The following is a 20,030-nucleotide window of genomic DNA, read 5'->3' on the forward strand; positions in this document are numbered from 1 at the left end:
AATTAAAAACGCAACCTTATAACAAATGTCATAAAGTTGCGTCAATCGCATGTGTAAATAAGTTATTGAAGCTTCTCTTCTACCTTATTACACATAATATACACTATGATTATCGGTTAACCGCCTGAAATCATAGTCTCATTCATCATACTATATTTATTCCCCCTAGTAAAAAAATGAATACATATTAGGGGTATTTAGTTTGCATTAAATTTAATATATGCGATATTCAATTGATTAAAAATCTAAAAATAATGATTGACTAATCGTAAGAAATATCAAAGACTGTCTTTTTCTCATAACGATGAGATTTTCGTCCGTTACGCTGTAGGAGGTTAAACAGACGAAGGAGAACCTTTGATAACTCTTGGGTGTTTTTGTGTAATGCTTGATAAAAAAGTAAAAAATAATCCTTAATTATGTACATCGCTTTATATTCACTTAGCTCTTTCTGTTTCTTACGTAACAGGAGTTCTCGCATTTTAAACATAGTAGAAGAACATAATAGAATACTAATGAGTTGCCCATAAAGGTGACATTCTAATCGCTCTTGTTTAATAGATTTACAACGATGAATTTGAAACCAAGATTTCCATATTTTAAATAACAGCTCAATTTGCCAACGTAGTGAATATAAATCATAGATTTTCTCTTTTGGTACCCATTCCGTAGGAATGTTTGTCATATATACCGTAATACCTTGTAAAAGCTTCGTACGCTCTGTATATGTAATTCCTTTTTTCTTTTCGCGAATAGCTCGGTCACGTAGGCGTTTCTGTTTTTGCTCCTCGGTACACCTATAAACTACAATACGAGTAGGCAGTTTGTCTTTACTCCCTACATATACATCATGTAATTCATACACTTGGCCAGGTTGTAATTGTTTCATGATGTCTTCCAAATGAATCTGTATATATACCGGTCTCAATTGAGCGGGTTTTGTTTTAAATACCACTGTTTCGAATTCTTTTCTATATATTTTAGTTGGTAACTTAAGACGTGATAAATAATATCCTTGCTTATCCTGAATAGACTTAAAGTCTTGTAAACGAAAATATCCTAAATCACGAATATATAGTTCATTCTTTTGTGCCATGTCTGTTCGAGTCGCACTATATGCCTGATCACTTCGTTTTCCTGGTTCAATTTCCACATCAGAAAATTTTCCACTCAACAAATCATACTCTAGTTGAATTTTCACACCAGCTTTATGACTACATCCTCCGGCACCAGGATAAGTAGTTGCAAATCGATCTGGAACTTGGAAGGTTGTAGAATCAAGAACGAGAATCCGCTCAAAATAAGCAGAAAGAGAATGAGAAATCTTAGATACTCCTCCAATTTTAGCTTGTAGAAGTGTAGTAAATACAGTTCGAAAGAAGGCTACAGAAGCCGAATTAAATCGTCGATTAAGTCCCTCCGGACTTAATAAAATTCCTGTTGAAGTTTCTAATTGACTACAAAGTTGAGTAAGAGAGGTAGTAGCGATTTGTTGATTTAACCATACACACAAAGATAAGAAATGGTGCCCGTGGCACTTACGTTTTCGTTTCATCCCGCCTGCTTCTATAGCTAGTTGATTAAGTGTAGCGGGAGACATATATCGATATAACTCTTCAGCAAATAAAGATAACTCTTGTTTTTGGTACATATTCATAAAAAGCACGTCACCCTTTCTCATTAACATAAGGGAATAGTAACGTGCTTTTAGCTTCAAAAATAGTCTAAATCCTTAAGTTGATGGATGTGTGGTGCTACCCCTAGTAATTCTAATTCTTTAATTGTTTCACACCAAACACTTATAAGGCTAACCGCTAAAATATCTTTTTTACATGACTTTTGAGAAGTATATTCTTGCACAAAAAAAGCATAAACCTGCATTTTATGCAAAGTTATGCTTCCTGTTATATTAAAAGGGAAGCTTGCTTTTTTCTTATTCCCCCTTTTCGAGGGGATGGGCAAAAACATCCATTTTGATTAAAATATTGTATTTATAAGAAAATGAAAAGTTAAAAAAACGTACTGGAATAAAGAGGAATTAACCGAAGAACAAGTACGAATAATGAACCTTTATAGAATAAGGATTGAAAATAATCATTCCTTTCTTAACATACAATCACAGTTGTTATTGAAATAAGATATTTTGGTTCATCTTTTTCAAATTGATATGACTTTTTATATACTGTGCAGCTTAATTTCAAATCAACACATGCAAGGATGAAAATAAAGAAAGCGAGTGTAGGGCATGTTTTACTTTGCATAACAGCTACTTATATGTTGAAAAATCAAAATAGATATACATATAAAAAACACGCCTTTCCTCCCTGTATTTCTACAAAAAAGAATAGCGTGTTTTTTTATTAATTCATGCGAGCTTTTCTACTTACTTGACAAACAAATCTCATCAATTTTCTATGAACTGATGGAAACAAAGTAAAAATAATATCCATTGTTCTTCGCATTGACATTGGACAAATAATCGGCTTATTTTTATGAATACCATTGATGGTAATTTTCGCAAGTTGCTGTGGAGACATCATTTTTTGTTTTTTCAATTGTTCTGTCATCACAGATTTATCAATATGAACTGCTTTTGCGGTATCAAAAATAGGAGTATCAACGAATGTCGGACATAATGCACTTACTTTAATCCCATATTCTTCTGCTTCATAATGTAAAGATGTCGTTAAACCTACAACCGCATGTTTCGTTGTAGAATAAGCTGAGGATATAGGAGAGGGACCAAGTCCTGCTGCTGATGCTGTATTCACAATATGGCCAAATCCTTCATCTTTCATAAGATTATACCCAACTTGAGTTCCGTAAATGACTCCCCACAAATTAATATTCATGATTTCTTTCCAGTCTTCAATCGACATATCATAAAATTCGCCATACATAGCAATACCAGCATTATTAAAGAGATAATCTAATCTACCAAACTCTTTATATATATCCGTAATTGTTCGCTCCACACTTTCAAAATGTGTAACATCTAAGTACACATACCTAGAATTGATTCCAGTTTCGTTTAGCTCAGTCTCTACAATTTTTCCTTCTACTTTATTAATATCTGCGATAATGACAAAGACATTACGGGATACTAATTCGCTACAAAGCGCCTGGCCTATCCCCGATGCACCACCCGTTACTATAGAAACTTTCCTACCTTCCCCCATCATAATTCCTCCTTCATGCACCCTACCTTATACAAAATTAATTGCTACTACCTAATGCCTGTTATATAAGAGTCGATCTATAGTCGACGCATATTCGGCTGCAACAATTCTAGCACCTGTGCTATTAAAGTGCACGCCATCCTTTCCTATGAGTCTACAGAAAGAATAGCGTATTTTTTGATTTTAGGGAGTATTTTTTTTTATTAGGTTGATAGCGATGTGGATTCTCCCCTAAACTAATGACCCTTTCTCCTTTTCCATAGTTTCGAATTAGGTCGGGATCTCTAAAAATCGCGTACGTTCCAAACAATCTCACCGCGCTCGTCCCACGTACTGTGATGTCGATTAAATCCTATTTTTTCCAGAACTCGAAGGGACGCAACATTCCAAGCGCCCACAGTCGACCAAAGTCTGTGACGCCTGGTAGCAATCGCAGCGTCCAGCACAACGGATGCTGCCTCGGTCGCATATCCTTTACCATGAACACTGCGGAACAACTCGTATGCGATCTCAGGCTCTTCAAGGGTGGAACGGCCGATAATCAAGCCACAGTACCCGATGAAATCGCCTTCGTCTCGCCTACGGATAGTGAGAAGAGAAATGCCATTTTCAGCCGCTTTCTTGCGCATCTCAATAAGATAGCTACGAACGGAGTCAAGGGTTGGCATGTCCACACCACGTTCGCCAATTAATTTTCTCAACCAGGCTGAATCTGATTCCTCCCACATACTCAGGTCAAGTCGTTCAGTTTTCAGATGGAACGCCATAGGTTTAAATAAAGCTGTCATAGTGGAAACCTCCTAATTATGTCACTGCACTCATAATAGCTTCGCAGCTCATCACCACATCAGGTTGGAAACCTGGTTGATTCGCGAATCTATTTTCCAAATCTCGAGAGAGTTTATAGCTACTGTATACAAAAAATTAGCTTTATTTTATGCATAAGCAATTTCCCTACAAAATAGACCTTTTTATCAAACTCTTTTACTAATTATCAATCTTTATTATAAATTATCAAACTTTATTTTAAATCTACATTGCCGTCAGATTAAGCTCATGCAACATCGATTATAGGAAAGGGTATTTCTTTTTTATAACGCCCCCTAACAAAAAAAATTATACAGTTCACCTCGGGAGGTCAATTCTCTCGTTTTGGGGTATTTGCTTTTCTTAGCTTGATGGTGATGGGGTACCGCCAGCATTTTGGAAAAAAACCACGCTAAGCGAAAAATTAAATAAGGCCATCCATTTGGACAGCCCGTTTACATAATTATCGTTATTGGAAGGAAATATCAATTACTAGGCATTAATATTCTTTAACTGAGTAACAGTTCCAAAACTGATTTTTATATAGAAAAAAGGGGTACAAATTCAATTGTAACCCTTTTTCCAAGTGTTTTTTGTTTTATATGATTCCTATAATGATTACAGGGCTGAAGTATGGTTCGAAATAGCGTTAATTATATCATTCCAATCGTCAAAGTGAATCTCGTGACCCGATCCTTCTAGGGTTAGTAAGAAAGCGTTTGGAATTTCATTAACAAGGGCAAGGCCATGCTCGTATGGAAGCACTGTATCTTCTGTACCATGGATAACCAAAGCAGGTATATTGATTCCTTTTAACTTTCCCTCATAAGAATCATCGCCTTTAAGAAGAGCGTGATTAAACATACTGAGTAGATTATTTGCTCGTTTTATTTCTTTTTCTACTTGCTTATAAGCTCTCTTTTCATCGAATTTATGCTTTGAACCACAGAGTAAAGCTGATCCTGTAACCAAGTAATTTGCAACAGATTCTTCATCCGACCAATTTAGTGTGGCTCCATTAGCGTGATAAGCGAGTATCGTCTCATCCATCGGAGGCAAATTCCGATTGTTGTCATCAGAACCAAAAATACTTGATGCAATCAAAGTTATACTTAGCACTCTCTGAGGATGCTTTAAGGCTACAATTTGAGCGATCATTCCACCCAATGACATTCCAACAATATGTGCCTCGTCAATATGATATGCATCAAGTATCCCAACGGCATCATCAGCCATATCTACCACAGTATAATGGGAACTCCCTGGCTCATAAGTAGTTGACCGTCCGACATCCCTATTATCATAACGAATAACATATCGGCCTGTATCAGCTAATTGTTGACAAAATTCTTCATCCCAATAAACCATTGAACACATGGCTCCCATAATCAGTAGGACTGCTGGATTTGCTGGATTGCCAAAGCTCTCTGTACATATATCAATTCCATTAACTTTATTAATCTTTTTATTCATGATTAACTCCTCATTTCATTCGTATTTAGTTAATAAAAAAAGACACGCTCAAATAAACCTGCACGTTTTGAAAAAAAAGCCAGGCATAATGAATTGTGTTTAAAATTAACGTAAACGAATGAACTTGATAATCATGTTAAACACTCTCCTATAAAAAATGGATAAGGGTTTTACCCTCCTTGTGATTATAACATACTTGAAGAAAAGACGATGTATATGATATTCAAACCTAGTTAACATAACGTCTCATTATCGGGATTCAATGTATTTAGAAGACTATTAAAAATCCTCCAGATTGTTTAACTGGAGGACTTTTGTGTTCACATAATTATTGTTAGTGGAAGTTAATTATATAATCTGAAGGACCTTTTTGACTGCATTTATTACATATTGTGGCTCATCCTTTTGGATATAGTGTCCACTGTTAGGTGCTATAACTAAGGAACTATTTGTTGATAAATTCAATAATTCCTCTTGCATATGCAACCATAAGTTTTGTGCATCAGTAGAATAAAAAGCTTTTTTTCCTGCAGAAAGAATAATAACGTTTGTATCTATAAGTGTTTTTCTGTGTAATCGTACTTCTTCCAGACTCTTCATAAACTGATCGTATGTACCTTCATAAATAAATTGTTTATTATAAGCTTCTTGGAAATCTGAAGGCATGATGGGAAGAAATCGTTCTCTGTAGTCCTCTGGGGTTGAATCTACAAGTATTAGCCCTGCTACCTCGCTTGGATATAAAGATGCGTATAATCGAACATTTACTCCACCAAAGGAATGTCCCACAAAAATATAAGGAGGCGTTAATTGTAATTTTTTTAGTAATGTTCTTAGCTCTTTTACCATTTCAGAACTAATTCTATTGTTGGGACTAGAATCACTCTTTCCTAAACCAGCTCTATCATAGACCAGAACTTTTGTAAGTTCCGCAATTTGTGATACTATTTCATTCCAAGTTTTAGAGTAATCACCATAACCCGCATCCATTACTACGGTTGGAGTTTCTTTATCACTTCCAAATATTTTTGTATATAATTGAAAACCACCTATATCAACAAACTCCTCACGTTCTAAAACCTTTTTCATTCAGATTTAACTCCTTCCATATTCCAAGGTACAACAAGTGAATTATTTAATAAATTGTATCATGGATGGAAAAGGAAAATCAGAAATCTATTTTGAATACCGTATACATGTAAGGTTAACATAGCGTCTCATTATCAGCAGTAACCAAATCCTAGAAAGCCATTCATACCAAGAGTTTGTCAGCCTTCCGTCCCTCCCGCTGTATGCAGAATTTCATACATCCCTTTCACAACAGCATTTAGCAGTTCAAACCGTTTTCGTAGCCTGCATGAAATCCTGCATATCCTTAGCGTATAAAATCCACGTTTTGTTGGCGAAACCTCAAAAAGAAGCGCGAAACGCACTTCTTTTCTTTGTAATCACTACACATCACATTGTCCACATGATTGCGGACAAGATTTCTTATTAAATAATTTATCTCCAATCCTTTTATCTATTCCATTCATTCTCCACTATCTTAAAATACAATCTTTGACATTCACTAAAATCCTTAATGTAAGCACCTAGAATTTCAATATATACATTAACAACTTCACTTAACTCAAAATGTTATTGTCTCTTTCATTCTTTCTTACACATTCAAACTCAACAAGTTGGTTATTTCTTCATGTCCAAGCCGTTTAGCCGTTTCAATAGGTGTTTCTTTTAATTCCTCATTATTTGGCATACTATATAATGTTGCTTTCGCATGCAAGTTAGGCTTATATTTTAGTAATACTCGAACAACTTCAATAAACCCTTGTTTACATGCAATATGTAATGGTGTAATGTGGCTTTGTCCTAAACTATTAATATTCGCTCCATTTTCTAATAACAACGCAACCATCTCTGGCTTATTACGATTACAAGCAAGGCTTAGTGCACTCCTTTTGTATTTATCAACTATCTCCAGGTCAAGTCCTTTATCAATTAAAACCTTTGCTCCTGCCACATTGTCCCCTTCAATTGCGTAGTGCAATGCTGAATATTTCCAACTTGTAACGGCATTTATATTGTTAACACGTTCTAGTATATATTCCATAATCTCTTTATTACCAGAACCGCTAATCAAATGAAGTGGCATTTCCTTTCTGACCATTACTTCATTTACATCTTCACCTTTATGAATAAAATATTTTACTGTTTCCATGTCACCTTTCATACATGCAAGTGCAAAAGGTGTTTGACCATGATATTTAACTTTTACATCTGCACCAGCTTCAACTAATAATTTCACAATTTCCATGTTACCATTTAAACAAGCAATGTGAAGTGGTGTCTTTTTATCAGGTCCTTTCTTATTTAAGATTGTTTGTTTACAATCCTTTAGTTTTTCTTTTACCGCGTTTATGTCATTCCTCATGCAAGCATAGTTTAATGTTTTCTTAAACTTCTCAGCCTTTATAGCCTGTTCTAGTTGGGATTTGCAAAAATCAGAGCTTGGCTCGATATTATAATGGATATATTCAAGCCACAGTAGGGCAGAACTACATTCTAAAATTGGATTTAAATCCTCAAAGTAATCAACTAAATAGGTACTATCTGTGTGAGCAGCTAAAACAAACGCCGTCCATGTTACTTCATCATTATCACGAACTTGTTGAATATAATCCATCACTTCATCAGATGGGAGATCATCTGGATCATGGCGTATTACACCATCAGCTTCATAATGATAATAGTGATACGTTGTGACAATACCATCATAAAATGCAAATAACATCGATTTCTCGGCTACATTTGGCATTTGCTTTAACATAATTTCAACAAGTTTTTCTATATATTTGTTTTTCAATTATTTCTCCTCCAAGAATATCAGCTGATTTATAACTTTTTCCTTGCTTGTATTTCCGAATATGAAATCAAACCGAGCAACTTCTAATTCCTTTGTTGTTTATGGTAAAGTTTATTCTCTAAATCACTTAGATTCCCAATCAAACTGCCATACATCTTGATGCGTATTCATTTTTCTCTATCGTTATTCTATGTCTCTAAAATTCAATCAACTAAATCACACTCTAATGTTATTCCATCATAAAATTTTTTTGTAAGTTGTTTTAGTTCTCTACTCCAAACATTTGGATACTACTTTAATTTAAACTATAACTTTACTTCTGTTGCTCCGCATACTTACAGGAAGATTATAACACAACCCTAAATATTAATTTCTAAATTTACTTACTTTTCAAAGTAAATCACCCCTTATAAAAGTACAACGTATGCACAAAACGAACAAACTGATACAAATAAAAAACAGAAATTGTAATTCTACAAAAAATAGAATTACAATTTCTGTTTATATCAAAATCTTTATTACAAAAGAAACTTTTAAAACAACTCCATACTCCCTATACAGCAATCAACTATATTCATTCCTGAATTCTCATTATGTGCTTAAATCTTTGCAAACACTAAACATTACATTACTAATATGATTGCAGACAAGCCCTCCAATAAAATACAACTTTAATCAGAAGAGGGCTTCATCCCCTACTAAGCTATAAAAAGTAGACTTACTTCTTACAATTTTTTAAGATTCATGTTGTGTAATAACCTCTTTATGTTCTTTTAGTAAATATCTATCCACCTCTTTTTTACCGTCATCACAAACAAATAAACAACACTTTCAAGACTTCTATTTCATTTCATGTTCTCTATTTTTTCGAGACCACATCACAACAGGAATAAGCAACAAGGCTAAAGCTCCTCCAGCTAATGATAATGCTGCATAACTTGAATTTGCTACCACCATGCCTGACATCGCTCCCCCAGAGGCACCTGCCAGCGCAATAAAAACATCTACTTTCCCTTGTGTCTTTGCACGCGTTAAAGGTTCTGTTGCATCAACAATTTGAGCAGTCCCACTTATTAATCCAAGGTTCCATCCTAATCCAAGTAAAGACAAAGCAATAATCAGGAGTATTAAAGAATCGCTCGGTGCAATGGCAGCTACCACACCCGCACTAAGTAGTATAACTCCGGCAGCAATACTCATTGCCATTCGACCAATCTTATCAACAAGGATTCCTGTAACAAGTGACGGAAGGTACATCGCTCCTACGTGAAATCCAATAACAAGACCCACTTCACTTAATCCATGCCCATGGTGCTCCATATGTACAGGAGTCATCGTCATAATGGCAACCATAACAATTTGAGTAAGTATCATAACGAGGGCCCCAACTGTAACACCCCTTTTATTTGCTATCGGTTTGTTAACTCTCGTATGCCCTTTATTTGTATGTTCCTGTTTATATGTTTCTATCATGTTCGCTATTATTAATGGATCTGGACGAAGCATAACGAAAAGTACGAGACCTGCTAATAAAAATGCAGCTGCTGATAATATGAACGGACCAGCAAGTTCAGGAATACCAAGAGAAAGAGCGAAACTCCCCATTGTGCCTACTAAATTTGGTCCCGCAACTGCACCAAATGTCGTCATAACCATTGTAATACTAATAGCCGTTGCCCTTTGCTTCGTATTGGCTAAATCCGTACCAGCATAACGAGCTTGTAAATTTGTTGCTGTACCTGCACCATATATGAGCAGAGAAGCAAGTAAGAGAATAATACTATTTGTTAAAGCGGCAATCACGACACCAATAGCCCCAAGCCCACCTATCATAAATCCTGTCGCAAGCCCGATCCGGCGCCCATAACGTTGAGATAGCCTTCCTACTATTAACGCTGCTCCTGCAGATCCCATTGTAAACATGGCTGCTGGCAATCCTGCGAATGCATCGGTTCCAAGCATTTGCTGCGCAAGAAGTGCACCTACAGTAATGCCAGCAGCTAATCCTGCGCCACCAAACATTTGTGAAATACTTACGATTACCAATGTTCTTTTATATAGCTTTTGTTGTTCTTCTACTGTATACATTTGATTCCTTATTGAATTCTCAGCTGTATCAAGCATCTTCTCACCCTCTTTATGAAAAATTCTCTCTTTTTTAAATGTACTATGATTAATGTTTCATATTCAATAACATTTCTATCTGTTCGCTTAGTTCTAAAAGGGAAAAAGGTGTCCCAACGCCTTGAGTGAGGGCTATTTTTTTGATGCACAAATATTTTTTATTTATAAAAGTTTAGCTTTTTATAGTTTTCATCCATACCTAAAAGCCCCCTATTTAATTAGAGGGCTATCAGTCTTTTAATCTTATAAAACACACTTTGTAAAAAAAATCGTGTAACTATGCTTCTGTTTTTATCTATTCTCTTATGCACATGTTAGCAATCATCCAACCGATTCGACTCTTTTCAGCTAGTTTTCCCTTGAAAAATAGGTTTCGCAATTAATGTAGCGATAGGACGTATTTTAAATACAACATACTGTGTAAATAATGCTATCAATACCCCATGTACAATTCCTGCAATTACATCAAGTGGATAATGTACTCCTACCCATACTCTCGAAAAAGCTACACCAAGCGCTAAGAAAAAACAAGTATATTTAAATCGATAAGCAGATAGCAATAGTGTAGCTGCAATTACAACAGCTGATGTTGCATGATCACTTGGAAAAGAAGAATTGGCAGCATGCTCTACGAGTTGTGTGATGTTATGTGAAACAAAAGGACGATCTCTATAAATAAATAACTCAATAAATCTATTTATGGAATACGCTAAAGTAAACGCAACAATCGATTGAAAAGCCATTATTCGAAAGTTAGGTTTATTCTTTATCCATAACAAGATGAGTAATAACACGAAAGCATATTGTACATATTCTGCAAATATAATCATTACATTATCTATTAATGGATATTCCTGTACTTTACTATTTATAAAGTTGAACCATTCGTAATCTAAATCTTTAAAATTCATTACATAATCTCCTTTAATACTTTAGTTCAGGCTACATTTTAACAAACTCTACCTTATTAAATGATTTCTCATAGGGTTCTAATAAATTCTTATTATATTCTTTATTGTTTTCCACCTACAAATCATAATCTATTCAATTTTAATAAGACTACTAACAATGTACTATCTTATTTTGTGACATTAACATTACATTTTTGTAAGGTTCTTTTTTTCATTTTAATAGTCTAACTTATGTAAAGTGTTTATAGGAAAAGATTTAATGTAAACAATTACGCTTAAATTCACATCAGTTTTAATAAGTTATCATTTAGTTTTTTCTACCAATAGTATCTGTTATAATTTTCTTTATTATCAAAAATCTTTATTTTACATCCTTTATAGTATGTGAAATTATCTTTGCTTTTAATAAATTCTTAATTTTATTGGGGATTGATACTTAAATGTATGGAGGTAGACATTTTGAGGAAATTTCTTTTCTTGTTAATACTTGTATTTTTAGTTGTCATAGTTTTAAAAGAGAGGAATGGTGATCCATTGATGAGTGTTAACAAAGATATCAATACTCATCAAGATTCTTATCAAGCGCAAGGATATGTTGTCTTTAAAGATAAAAAAGTTTATTTTATTGACGAAAAGGAGATAAAGGACTCAAATATTATAGGATATTTAGAGCAATCATCGAGGGAAGAACATCCTTCTGCTTCTATCCTAAGTTTTAATGATTCAGATGCTGTTAAGTTTTTAAAAACAGGAGATAAAATTCAAATATGGGTTAGTGAACTTTTGGAATCCTATCCAGGTCGTTATACTGTAACGAAATATGAAAAAATAGGGGGATAAAAACCAGGGGATTATTACCTTTTACAAAAATACACTATAATAGCTATTGTTGAAAATAAAGGGAATGAAAAAGTGAGTTTTCTTCATCCCTACTGATTATTAGCCCTCACCTATCAAGCTTTGACTACCCGCGAATAGCGGATAACTTACTTTCTATCTTTTTTGAAGCGAAAATATACAAAAATCAAACCCGCAAGAATAACTAGCACAATTAAAAGAATAAGTCCATAACGGTGGACATAATGCTCTACCAGACGCCATTTTTCTCCTAACTCAAATCCTAGCTTGATAAAGGTAAAACTCCATAATAATGCTCCCGAATACGCATAAAGGCAAAATGTCGAAAATCGATAACGAGAAATCCCAGCTAAATAAGCAGTAACATGGCGAACTCCAGGAATAAAATAACCTATAAATAATAAGGCAGGACCTATTTTTTGAAACAAAATCTGTGTCCGATTTATTTTATTTTCTGTAATATGTATTTTCGGACCAAATTTCTTTAAGAATGGAATCCCAAGTTTTATTCCTAACCAATAGCTAATAGTAATACCGATTGACGAACCGATACATGCACTTAATAATGCAAGCAGAAATTTCATTTCTCCTTTATGTACATAGTATCCTACAAATGTTAATATCGTTTCATCTGGTATTGGTAATCCGATAATTCCACCAACTAAAGCAATAATAATCCCGAAATATCCAAAATGCGAAATGAGATAATGTAATTGTTGTTCTATTTGTAATCACCATCCATACCAATTGCGAACTGGTGTCTCAATCATCGAGACACTTTTAACCAAAAAACATTATATACCTCCTAATATTATTCCAATAAACCCCATTAAAATTCTAATCGTATAACTTACTTCCGTAAAATAAAGTGAGGCTTCCATCAGTGGAAGTCTTCACTTCTTCACTAATGGTTAGCCAAACGAATCGAGCCTTTACGGGATAAAATGTGGTACTAGACTTTTTCTATATTTTCAAAATGAAATTGTATTGATTTTTCTTTTTTATCCAATATAGTTAATTTACATAGAAATTTTGTATTGTGCTAATGATAGCCTCAACTCCATTGTGTTTATCTCTAGAACTAGTAATATAACAGATAAATAAGCGAGTCACATAAGATTTTTGGTTTATAAGAAAGATCAAGGTTAACAATACAGATAAATTTATAATATTTAGCTACACAAAATACGTTTGGAGTGTGTACATATGGTATACAAAGATATTATTAAAAAGATTCATGATGCACCAACTGAATATGATTTTAGTACATTAACTGATTCCATTATTGAGGAAGAATCCATGCTTAACGGTGTACCCCAAGATTATATTTCCTTCTTACAGGAAGTGGGCTATGGATCTGTTTCTAATTCCTATTTTATGTTCTACGGAGGACTTATTGAAGCAGATGAAATATATGATGTAGATGACAATCCAGAACTGAAAAATGTTTTACTATTTGGTGATAACTTTGCCGGTGATGCTATAGGCTTTCATATAACCAATAACTGGGGAATTATTGAGGTTTGGCATGAAGACTTATCAATTGTACCAAGAGAGGAAAAGAACTTTACAGAATTGGTTCAAAACATATTTTCGAAAGAACTTTAAGCTAGTATTTACTTGATATAAAAACAGAAAAACATTCCACTAGTGCAGCTGCGGAATGTTTTTCTCTAATTAAACTTACTTTCTAACCTTTATTCATTAAAACCTTTCTTCTTTTACTAACCCATGAATCCCCTTCAAATTTGTAAAATGTAACCAATTCATTTCATATTCTTTAAAATATTTAAATACTAAAAGACTGTGCAGAAAAATTCTACACAATCTTTTGGGCGCTGATATATCCATTTCCATCCACAAACGAAAAAAGAATGCAATACCACTTTTCTATAATTGTTCAATCAAATATGCGTGCATAACTCCTTTCCAAGTAGCAAATGCTAACAAAATCAAAACAATCAGCTATAGCAAATTGGAGAATGATACATGAAAAGAAAAATATTATTCTTACTTACTTTCATATGTTTTGCAGTTCCACTTCAAACTAGCGCCTTCACTTTTGCAGAACTACCTGTTACATCAAAATCTAAGCAGTGGTATATTAAAGTTGATAAGGCTAAGAATCCTCAAGCACTTCAGTCAAAAGAAGATACGTTTCATACATACAGCTTACTTGTAAAGAATGTCGGAAAAGACGTATCTAATGTATCAGTTGAAATACGTCACAATAACCCAAAATCAAAAGCTGCTTTCAAGCCTTTCAACAAATCTGATATGAGCGTGTCATATAGCCAAACTAGTTTTACAAAAATGAAATTCCCATTATATGAAGACGCTAACTCATTTGACGTAGTGATTAGCTGGGAGGAAAATCAATTTAGTTATAACGGTCACCCAGAAAAAGCAGAAAAGCAATTTACACAAACATTTGTATTTCATGAAGAATAAGCTCTGCCGCTTAGCAGAGCTTACTTATTTTTTGTAAACGTAAATTAATCAAATTGACGAATACTCGGAACAAGTAGTGCGATTACCACTACGACAATTGCTGCGATAGCTAAAATCGTAATCGTCACCGTACCACCAATTATATTCGCCACCCAACCGACAACTACATACCCTAACGGTAATAATGCAAAAGACCCTAACATATCCAGACTTGCTACCCTTCCGAATGCTTCTTCTGGTACAAGTTCTTGCAAACTCGTTTCCCATATTAAACCGAAAATCATAATCCCAAACCCCTCTAATGCCATTAACCCTACTAATCCTGGCGCCCATGAAACGAAAGACATTAGTAAAAGTGACATCCCGCTAATGAGGACACCCCCATAGGCAAGCAATCCTCGTTTATGCCACCTCTGTCTCCCGCCAAAAATAAGAGCTGCCACAACAGCACCCGCTCCAGAACATGCCATTCCAATCCCATAGACAAATGGTTCAAACTGATGATGTACATTAAATAGCCAAGGGATTAATACAACGATAATTCCTGCGTGGCAAATATTAATAAATGAAAATGCTAAAATTGTAATCCAAAGCCATGGATGGCTTTTTAATACAACAATCCCTTCTGTAAAATCTTTTTTGAAATTCATTTTTTGATTTGTTTGTTCCTGTACTTTTTTAGCTGTTACATCTTTTAAAAACAATAAACAAATAAAAGACAACAAATAAGTCAATGCATCTAAACCAAACCCAATTCCCGCTGAGGCAACCGAAACAATAAGACCACCAAGCGCTGGACCTATTAAACGAACACCTTGATTACTCATTTGTGTTAATGCGTTAGCCGCATTCCGAATTTCCGGTACAAAGACCCTTGCTCTCACTGCTGCATATGCCGGTTGAAATAACCCATCCATTAGTCCATATGTTGCCACTAGAACATATAAAATCGTGATTGTTAAAGTATCTGTAAACATAAGCACCGCAAGGGTTATCATCAATATGCATCGAACAATATCGGTAAATAACATTAGCTTAACTCGATTTATACGATCAACGATTAACCCCGAAAACGGTAAGACAAGAATATTCGGTAGCATATACATAGCCATCGTCGTTCCCATAACAACTGTTGATCCAGTCAATGTATATACGACTACTGGAAGAATTACCATTGTAATAGAACTTCCTAGAACGGAAAGAAGTTGCCCGATCCATAAGAAAGTAAAATGGCGTGATTTTGTAACAGGCAACAATAAATTACTTACATAACTCCCCTTATTTTCTGTTTGCACCTCTCCTTGCATATGTATCCCCTTCCCTTAAACATCTTCCTTCTTTTTCCTTTTATTATACATTTAATTTTCCCTTTTTTCTAATAATTAAGTCTTTAGATATGTAAACTACTAATATTTCGATTTATACTAAATTCAATTCATAAAATATACTATACAGAACTACACTGTATAATTGATATAGGGGCAATAAAACAACTATATAGAACCACTATCACCCCTTGCCCCCCAATAGTTTCCAACATATTTCTAATCATCTACTTACACCGAACAATTCAATTATGCCAGTATACATAAACCATATAACCGAAAATAAATATACTTAATTTTCAAAATATTATTAAAGCACTTGATTTCCTAAAATATTTTAATTATTATAAAACAAATGTTACCAAATAACTTCATAAACCAAACACTCTCGCCCAAAACGTGAGATAGAGGTTGCAGTGCTTATAAGTATTCTAGAGGAGACACAGAGATGTCAATGAGTTTAGAAGAAAGGAAGTATTGCCGAAATTGATAAATTTCTCTGCATTTATCAATTGGGGCTGTTTTCGAATAGAAACAGAACTGTCATATATACAGACGTGTATATATGAAGAGCTATCTACAAAAAAGAGATATCATGCTTTATATGATATTCTTTTTTGGCGGTTTTTTTATTAGCTCCTTTTTCTGTTTCCCTTTTCCTGTAACAGCACCATCCTCACTTATTTGAGATGGTGTTTTTTTGTTTTTCTTTCCGGTAACTACAGGAATATTTAGGGACTTATACATCTCTTTTATATGTTTTTACACCTTTCCTGATCAATTAATAAAAATGGATGAAAGAAGGAATCTGTAATGGAAACGATTGTTCAAAAATTCGGTGGTACTTCTGTTGGAAGTATTCAGCGCATTCAACATGTAGCAAATTTAATTATTGAAGAATATGAACGAGGACACGGTGTTGTTACAGTTGTCTCTGCAATGGGAAAAAGTACAGATGAACTCGTTGCACTTGCTACCGCTATTACCGAAAATCCGAGTAAACGTGAAATGGATATGCTTTTAACAACTGGTGAACAAGTTACCATTTCTTTATTAACAATTGCACTGCAAGCAAAAGGGTACGACGCTATTTCACTAACTGGTTGGCAAGCTGGTATTACTACAGAATCTGTGCATAGTAGCGCACGGATTACTGATATTAATACAGAACGTATTCAATCACATCTACAAGAAGGAACAATTGTAATTGTCGCTGGTTTTCAAGGACGAAGCGAAGAAAACGAAATTACAACACTTGGCCGCGGTGGTTCTGATACAACTGCTGTTGCATTAGCAGCTGCGCTGAAAGCGAAAAAATGCGATATTTACACAGACGTAACAGGTGTATACACGTCTGATCCACGAGTTGTAAAAGACGCATATAAATTAGATGAAATTTCTTATGATGAAATGTTAGAACTCGCAAATCTCGGAGCTGGTGTACTCCATCCACGTGCTGTTGAATTCGCAAAAAATCATAATGTAATTTTAGAAGTTCGTTCAAGTATGGAACAAGAAAACGGAACAATTGTAAGGGGAGAATGTAACATGGAACAACAATCGATCGTTAAGGGTATTGCATTTGAAGATAATATTACACGCGTAACAATTAAAGGATTAGAACAAGGATCGCTTTCAACTGTTTTCTCTACATTAGCTAAAGCCCATATTAATGTTGATATTATTATTCAAAGTATTACAAATGAAGGTACTGTTCATTTGTCTTTCTCAATTCACTCAAATGACTTACGAGAAACATTAGAAGTATTAGAACAAAATCAAGAAGCACTTCACTATGAGTCTGTAGAATATGAAAATCATCTAGCTAAAGTATCAATTGTTGGATCTGGTATGGTATCTAATCCAGGTGTTGCTGCTAGTATGTTCTCTACATTAAAGAATGAAAATATTCATATTAAAATGGTAAGTACATCTGAAATTAAAGTATCTGTTGTCATTGATCGCCTTAATTTAGTAGATAGTGTAGAAGCACTTCATCAATCATTTATGGCAAAAATTGAACCTATGGTACAAATGAATTAATTTGATTATCAAAATAACAACAAGGAATATTTCTTTGTTGTTATTTTTTCATCTAGCAAAATAATATTATGTTACACTATTACATGTGAAATATTTTCCAAATATCTTTCTAACAGATTCGAAAAACATGTAAAGGTGGATCCATAATGAGAACAGAAAAAATCCTTTTAGTTGATGATGAACAAGGCATATTAGATATGTTAGTACTTACACTAAAGAAAGAAAACTTCACGCATATAACAACAGCTATAAATGGAGCCGAAACGTTGAACCTCATTAAAGGCCGTCCATTTGATATCATCTTACTCGATGTGATGCTACCCGATATAGACGGATTTGAACTATGTAGACAAATCCGCAATTACACAAATACTCCTATTTTATTTGTAACAGCCCGCTCTAGCGATTTAGATAAATTAACAGGACTAGGAATTGGCGGGGATGATTACATAACGAAACCATTTAATCCTTTAGAAGTTGCTGCCCGAATCAATGTCCAATTACGTAGACAAAATATGATACAAGAACATCGCCATGAAGAAAATTTGAAGCTACATTTTGAATCCTTTTCTCTATATCCAAGCGAGGGACTGATAACAGTAAACGGTGAACCTGTCCATTGCACTGCTAAAGAACTAGAATTACTTACATTCTTATGCACACATCCAAATCGAATTTTTACTGCTGAACAATTGTACGAACAAGTATGGGGACTGACTTCCATAGGTGATGATAAAACAGTAGTAATGCATATTTCCAAATTACGTAAAAAAATAGAAGCAGATCCTAAATCCCCTATATACATTGTAAATTTGAGAGGAATTGGCTATAAATTTATCCCGCATACTAAGGAGCAACAAAAATGAAAATTGGTTTCAGGCTAGGCTTTCATTTTATTCGTAGTTTATGTATCGGTACTTTTTTTATGGGTATTTTTATGGCTATTTTTATGGAAGGCATACTACCTCTTATCGGAATAAACAAAGATAACAAAGACACAGAAGCTCTTATTGTTTTTTGCCTCTTTGTATGTACTCTTATTTTGGGCGCTATTTTGTATGGATGGCATATCGGCAAACCTTTATTTCGAATGATTTCTTGGATTAACCAACTAGCAGAAGGTTCTTACGTGATACCAGAAAGTACAAAACAAATGTACAAGAAAAAAACAGGGAAGTTAAAAGGACCTTATCGCTTATATAAAGACGTCTTTCTAAATATAGAACATTTAACAAATAGATTACGAGAAATAGAGAATGAACGGGAACAGCTTGAGAAAATGAAACGGGAATGGATGGCAGGAATCTCTCATGATCTCAAAACGCCACTTACCTATATTACAGGATACAGCGCACTTATGCTATCGCCAGATCATACTTGGAGCCAAGAAGAAAAAGAGAAGTTCTTGCAAGAAATTCAGCAAAAAGGAAATCATATGAAAGAATTAATTGAAGACTTAAATCTCTCTTTCCGTCTTCAAGATTCACAGATTCCTTTAAAAAAAGAGGAAGTAAATATTGTTGAATTTACCAGAAGATTAATAGCTGACATAACAAATGACCCACGCTCTCAGCACTATCATTTTAGTTTTCAAGCAGATGAAACAAACATAATAATTCCGATTGATACAAAATTATTCCACCGTTCTTTACAAAACTTGTTTATGAACGCCATTTTACACAATCCTGCGGAAACAAAAATCCATACCTCTATTCTATTACAAGAAGATATACATATTACAATAGAAGATACAGGTGCCGGTATGGATGAACTAACCGTTCAAAACTTATTTAAACAATATTATCGTGGAACAACCACAAATGTTTCAAGCGAGGGCACAGGTCTCGGAATGACAATTGCTCATAAAATTATAACAGCACATAGTGGAACGATTCATGTAACGAGTGAAATCGGTAAAGGCTCAAAAATTCATATTATACTCTCAAACCGATAGTCTTATTGTAAGGGCATTATTAAAGTGAAATGTTTTCAATCC

The 20,030-nt window shown here is 34.3% G+C and carries 17 protein-coding genes, 2 pseudogenes and 1 riboswitch; of the genes and pseudogenes, 8 read left to right on the top strand and 11 right to left on the bottom strand.

Annotated features, from left to right (window positions below):
• Positions 1–128: pseudogene (locus tag M014_RS29155) on the top strand (IS110 family transposase); the annotation flags it as partial.
• A gap of 134 nt (positions 129–262) precedes the next feature.
• Here the strand turns inward: M014_RS29155 and M014_RS0110490 are convergent.
• On the bottom strand, positions 263–1,657 hold the full coding sequence (locus M014_RS0110490; protein WP_155924327.1) for an IS4 family transposase: 1,395 nt from the start codon (positions 1,655–1,657) through the stop codon (positions 263–265).
• A 56-nt stretch (positions 1,658–1,713) separates the two neighbouring features.
• Positions 1,714–1,890 carry a hypothetical protein gene (locus tag M014_RS29160; protein WP_155924328.1) on the bottom strand — a complete coding sequence of 59 codons (177 nt, stop codon included), beginning with the start codon at positions 1,888–1,890 and terminating at the stop codon, positions 1,714–1,716.
• A gap of 130 nt (positions 1,891–2,020) precedes the next feature.
• Here M014_RS29160 and M014_RS30455 point away from each other — a divergent pair.
• Positions 2,021–2,137: pseudogene (locus tag M014_RS30455) on the top strand (protein kinase); the annotation flags it as partial.
• Positions 2,138–2,360: 223 nt separating this feature from the next.
• Here M014_RS30455 and M014_RS0110500 read toward each other — a convergent pair.
• From M014_RS0110500 to M014_RS0110530, 7 genes are all read right to left on the bottom strand, one after another.
• Positions 2,361–3,179, bottom strand: coding sequence for an SDR family NAD(P)-dependent oxidoreductase (locus M014_RS0110500; protein ID WP_026591687.1), 819 nt, complete (start codon positions 3,177–3,179; stop codon positions 2,361–2,363).
• 284 nt (positions 3,180–3,463) lie between these two features.
• Positions 3,464–3,967, bottom strand: a complete 504-nt coding sequence (locus M014_RS0110505) for a GNAT family N-acetyltransferase (protein WP_026591688.1) — start codon at positions 3,965–3,967, stop codon at positions 3,464–3,466.
• A 637-nt stretch (positions 3,968–4,604) separates the two neighbouring features.
• Positions 4,605–5,459, bottom strand: coding sequence for an alpha/beta fold hydrolase (locus M014_RS0110510; RefSeq protein WP_026591689.1), 855 nt, complete (start codon positions 5,457–5,459; stop codon positions 4,605–4,607).
• 348 nt (positions 5,460–5,807) lie between these two features.
• Positions 5,808–6,548 carry an alpha/beta fold hydrolase gene (locus tag M014_RS0110515; protein WP_026591690.1) on the bottom strand — a complete coding sequence of 247 codons (741 nt, stop codon included), beginning with the start codon at positions 6,546–6,548 and terminating at the stop codon, positions 5,808–5,810.
• 571 nt (positions 6,549–7,119) lie between these two features.
• Positions 7,120–8,322 (bottom strand): ankyrin repeat domain-containing protein, encoded by a 1,203-nt coding sequence (locus M014_RS0110520; protein WP_026591691.1) that lies wholly within the window; start codon positions 8,320–8,322, stop codon positions 7,120–7,122.
• A gap of 840 nt (positions 8,323–9,162) precedes the next feature.
• Positions 9,163–10,446 (bottom strand): MFS transporter, encoded by a 1,284-nt coding sequence (locus tag M014_RS0110525; RefSeq protein ID WP_026591692.1) that lies wholly within the window; start codon positions 10,444–10,446, stop codon positions 9,163–9,165.
• A 344-nt stretch (positions 10,447–10,790) separates the two neighbouring features.
• On the bottom strand, positions 10,791–11,357 hold the full coding sequence (locus M014_RS0110530) for an undecaprenyl-diphosphatase (protein ID WP_026591693.1): 567 nt from the start codon (positions 11,355–11,357) through the stop codon (positions 10,791–10,793).
• 459 nt (positions 11,358–11,816) lie between these two features.
• Here M014_RS0110530 and M014_RS26785 point away from each other — a divergent pair, with 459 nt between their 5' ends.
• On the top strand, positions 11,817–12,197 hold the full coding sequence (locus M014_RS26785; RefSeq protein ID WP_051588571.1) for a DUF3221 domain-containing protein: 381 nt from the start codon (positions 11,817–11,819) through the stop codon (positions 12,195–12,197).
• A 146-nt stretch (positions 12,198–12,343) separates the two neighbouring features.
• Here M014_RS26785 and M014_RS0110540 read toward each other — a convergent pair whose 3' ends face one another.
• A complete protein-coding gene (locus tag M014_RS0110540) occupies positions 12,344–12,940 on the bottom strand; it encodes a DedA family protein (RefSeq protein WP_026591694.1) in 597 nt (198 codons plus the stop codon).
• A 481-nt stretch (positions 12,941–13,421) separates the two neighbouring features.
• On the opposite strand from M014_RS0110540, the gene M014_RS0110545 reads away from it, so the two are divergent.
• Positions 13,422–13,823, top strand: a complete 402-nt coding sequence (locus M014_RS0110545) for an SMI1/KNR4 family protein (RefSeq protein WP_026591695.1) — start codon at positions 13,422–13,424, stop codon at positions 13,821–13,823.
• 381 nt (positions 13,824–14,204) lie between these two features.
• Positions 14,205–14,666 carry a hypothetical protein gene (locus M014_RS0110550; RefSeq protein WP_026591696.1) on the top strand — a complete coding sequence of 154 codons (462 nt, stop codon included), beginning with the start codon at positions 14,205–14,207 and terminating at the stop codon, positions 14,664–14,666.
• Between the two features lie 44 nt (positions 14,667–14,710).
• On the opposite strand, the gene M014_RS0110555 is transcribed toward M014_RS0110550, so the two are convergent.
• Positions 14,711–15,973, bottom strand: coding sequence for an MFS transporter (locus M014_RS0110555; protein WP_026591697.1), 1,263 nt, complete (start codon positions 15,971–15,973; stop codon positions 14,711–14,713).
• A 415-nt stretch (positions 15,974–16,388) separates the two neighbouring features.
• A riboswitch (Lysine riboswitch) is annotated at positions 16,389–16,575 on the top strand.
• Between the two features lie 229 nt (positions 16,576–16,804).
• Between M014_RS0110555 and M014_RS0110565 the strand changes: the two genes are divergently transcribed.
• The 3 genes from M014_RS0110565 to M014_RS0110575 all read left to right on the top strand — a co-directional run bounded on the left by M014_RS0110565 (position 16,805) and on the right by M014_RS0110575 (position 19,988).
• The gene (locus tag M014_RS0110565) at positions 16,805–18,034 is read left to right on the top strand and encodes an aspartate kinase (protein ID WP_026591698.1); all 1,230 of its coding nucleotides are present in this window, start codon (positions 16,805–16,807) and stop codon (positions 18,032–18,034) included.
• 146 nt (positions 18,035–18,180) lie between these two features.
• The gene (locus M014_RS0110570) at positions 18,181–18,900 is read left to right on the top strand and encodes a response regulator transcription factor (protein ID WP_026591699.1); all 720 of its coding nucleotides are present in this window, start codon (positions 18,181–18,183) and stop codon (positions 18,898–18,900) included.
• Positions 18,897–19,988 carry a sensor histidine kinase gene (locus M014_RS0110575; RefSeq protein ID WP_026591700.1) on the top strand — a complete coding sequence of 364 codons (1,092 nt, stop codon included), beginning with the start codon at positions 18,897–18,899 and terminating at the stop codon, positions 19,986–19,988. Before M014_RS0110570 ends, M014_RS0110575 begins: the two co-directional genes overlap by 4 nt.
• Positions 19,989–20,030 lie beyond the last annotated feature (42 nt).

The organism is Bacillus sp. UNC437CL72CviS29 (assembly GCF_000482345.1).
Lineage (GTDB): Bacteria > Bacillota > Bacilli > Bacillales > Bacillaceae_G > Bacillus_A > Bacillus_A arachidis.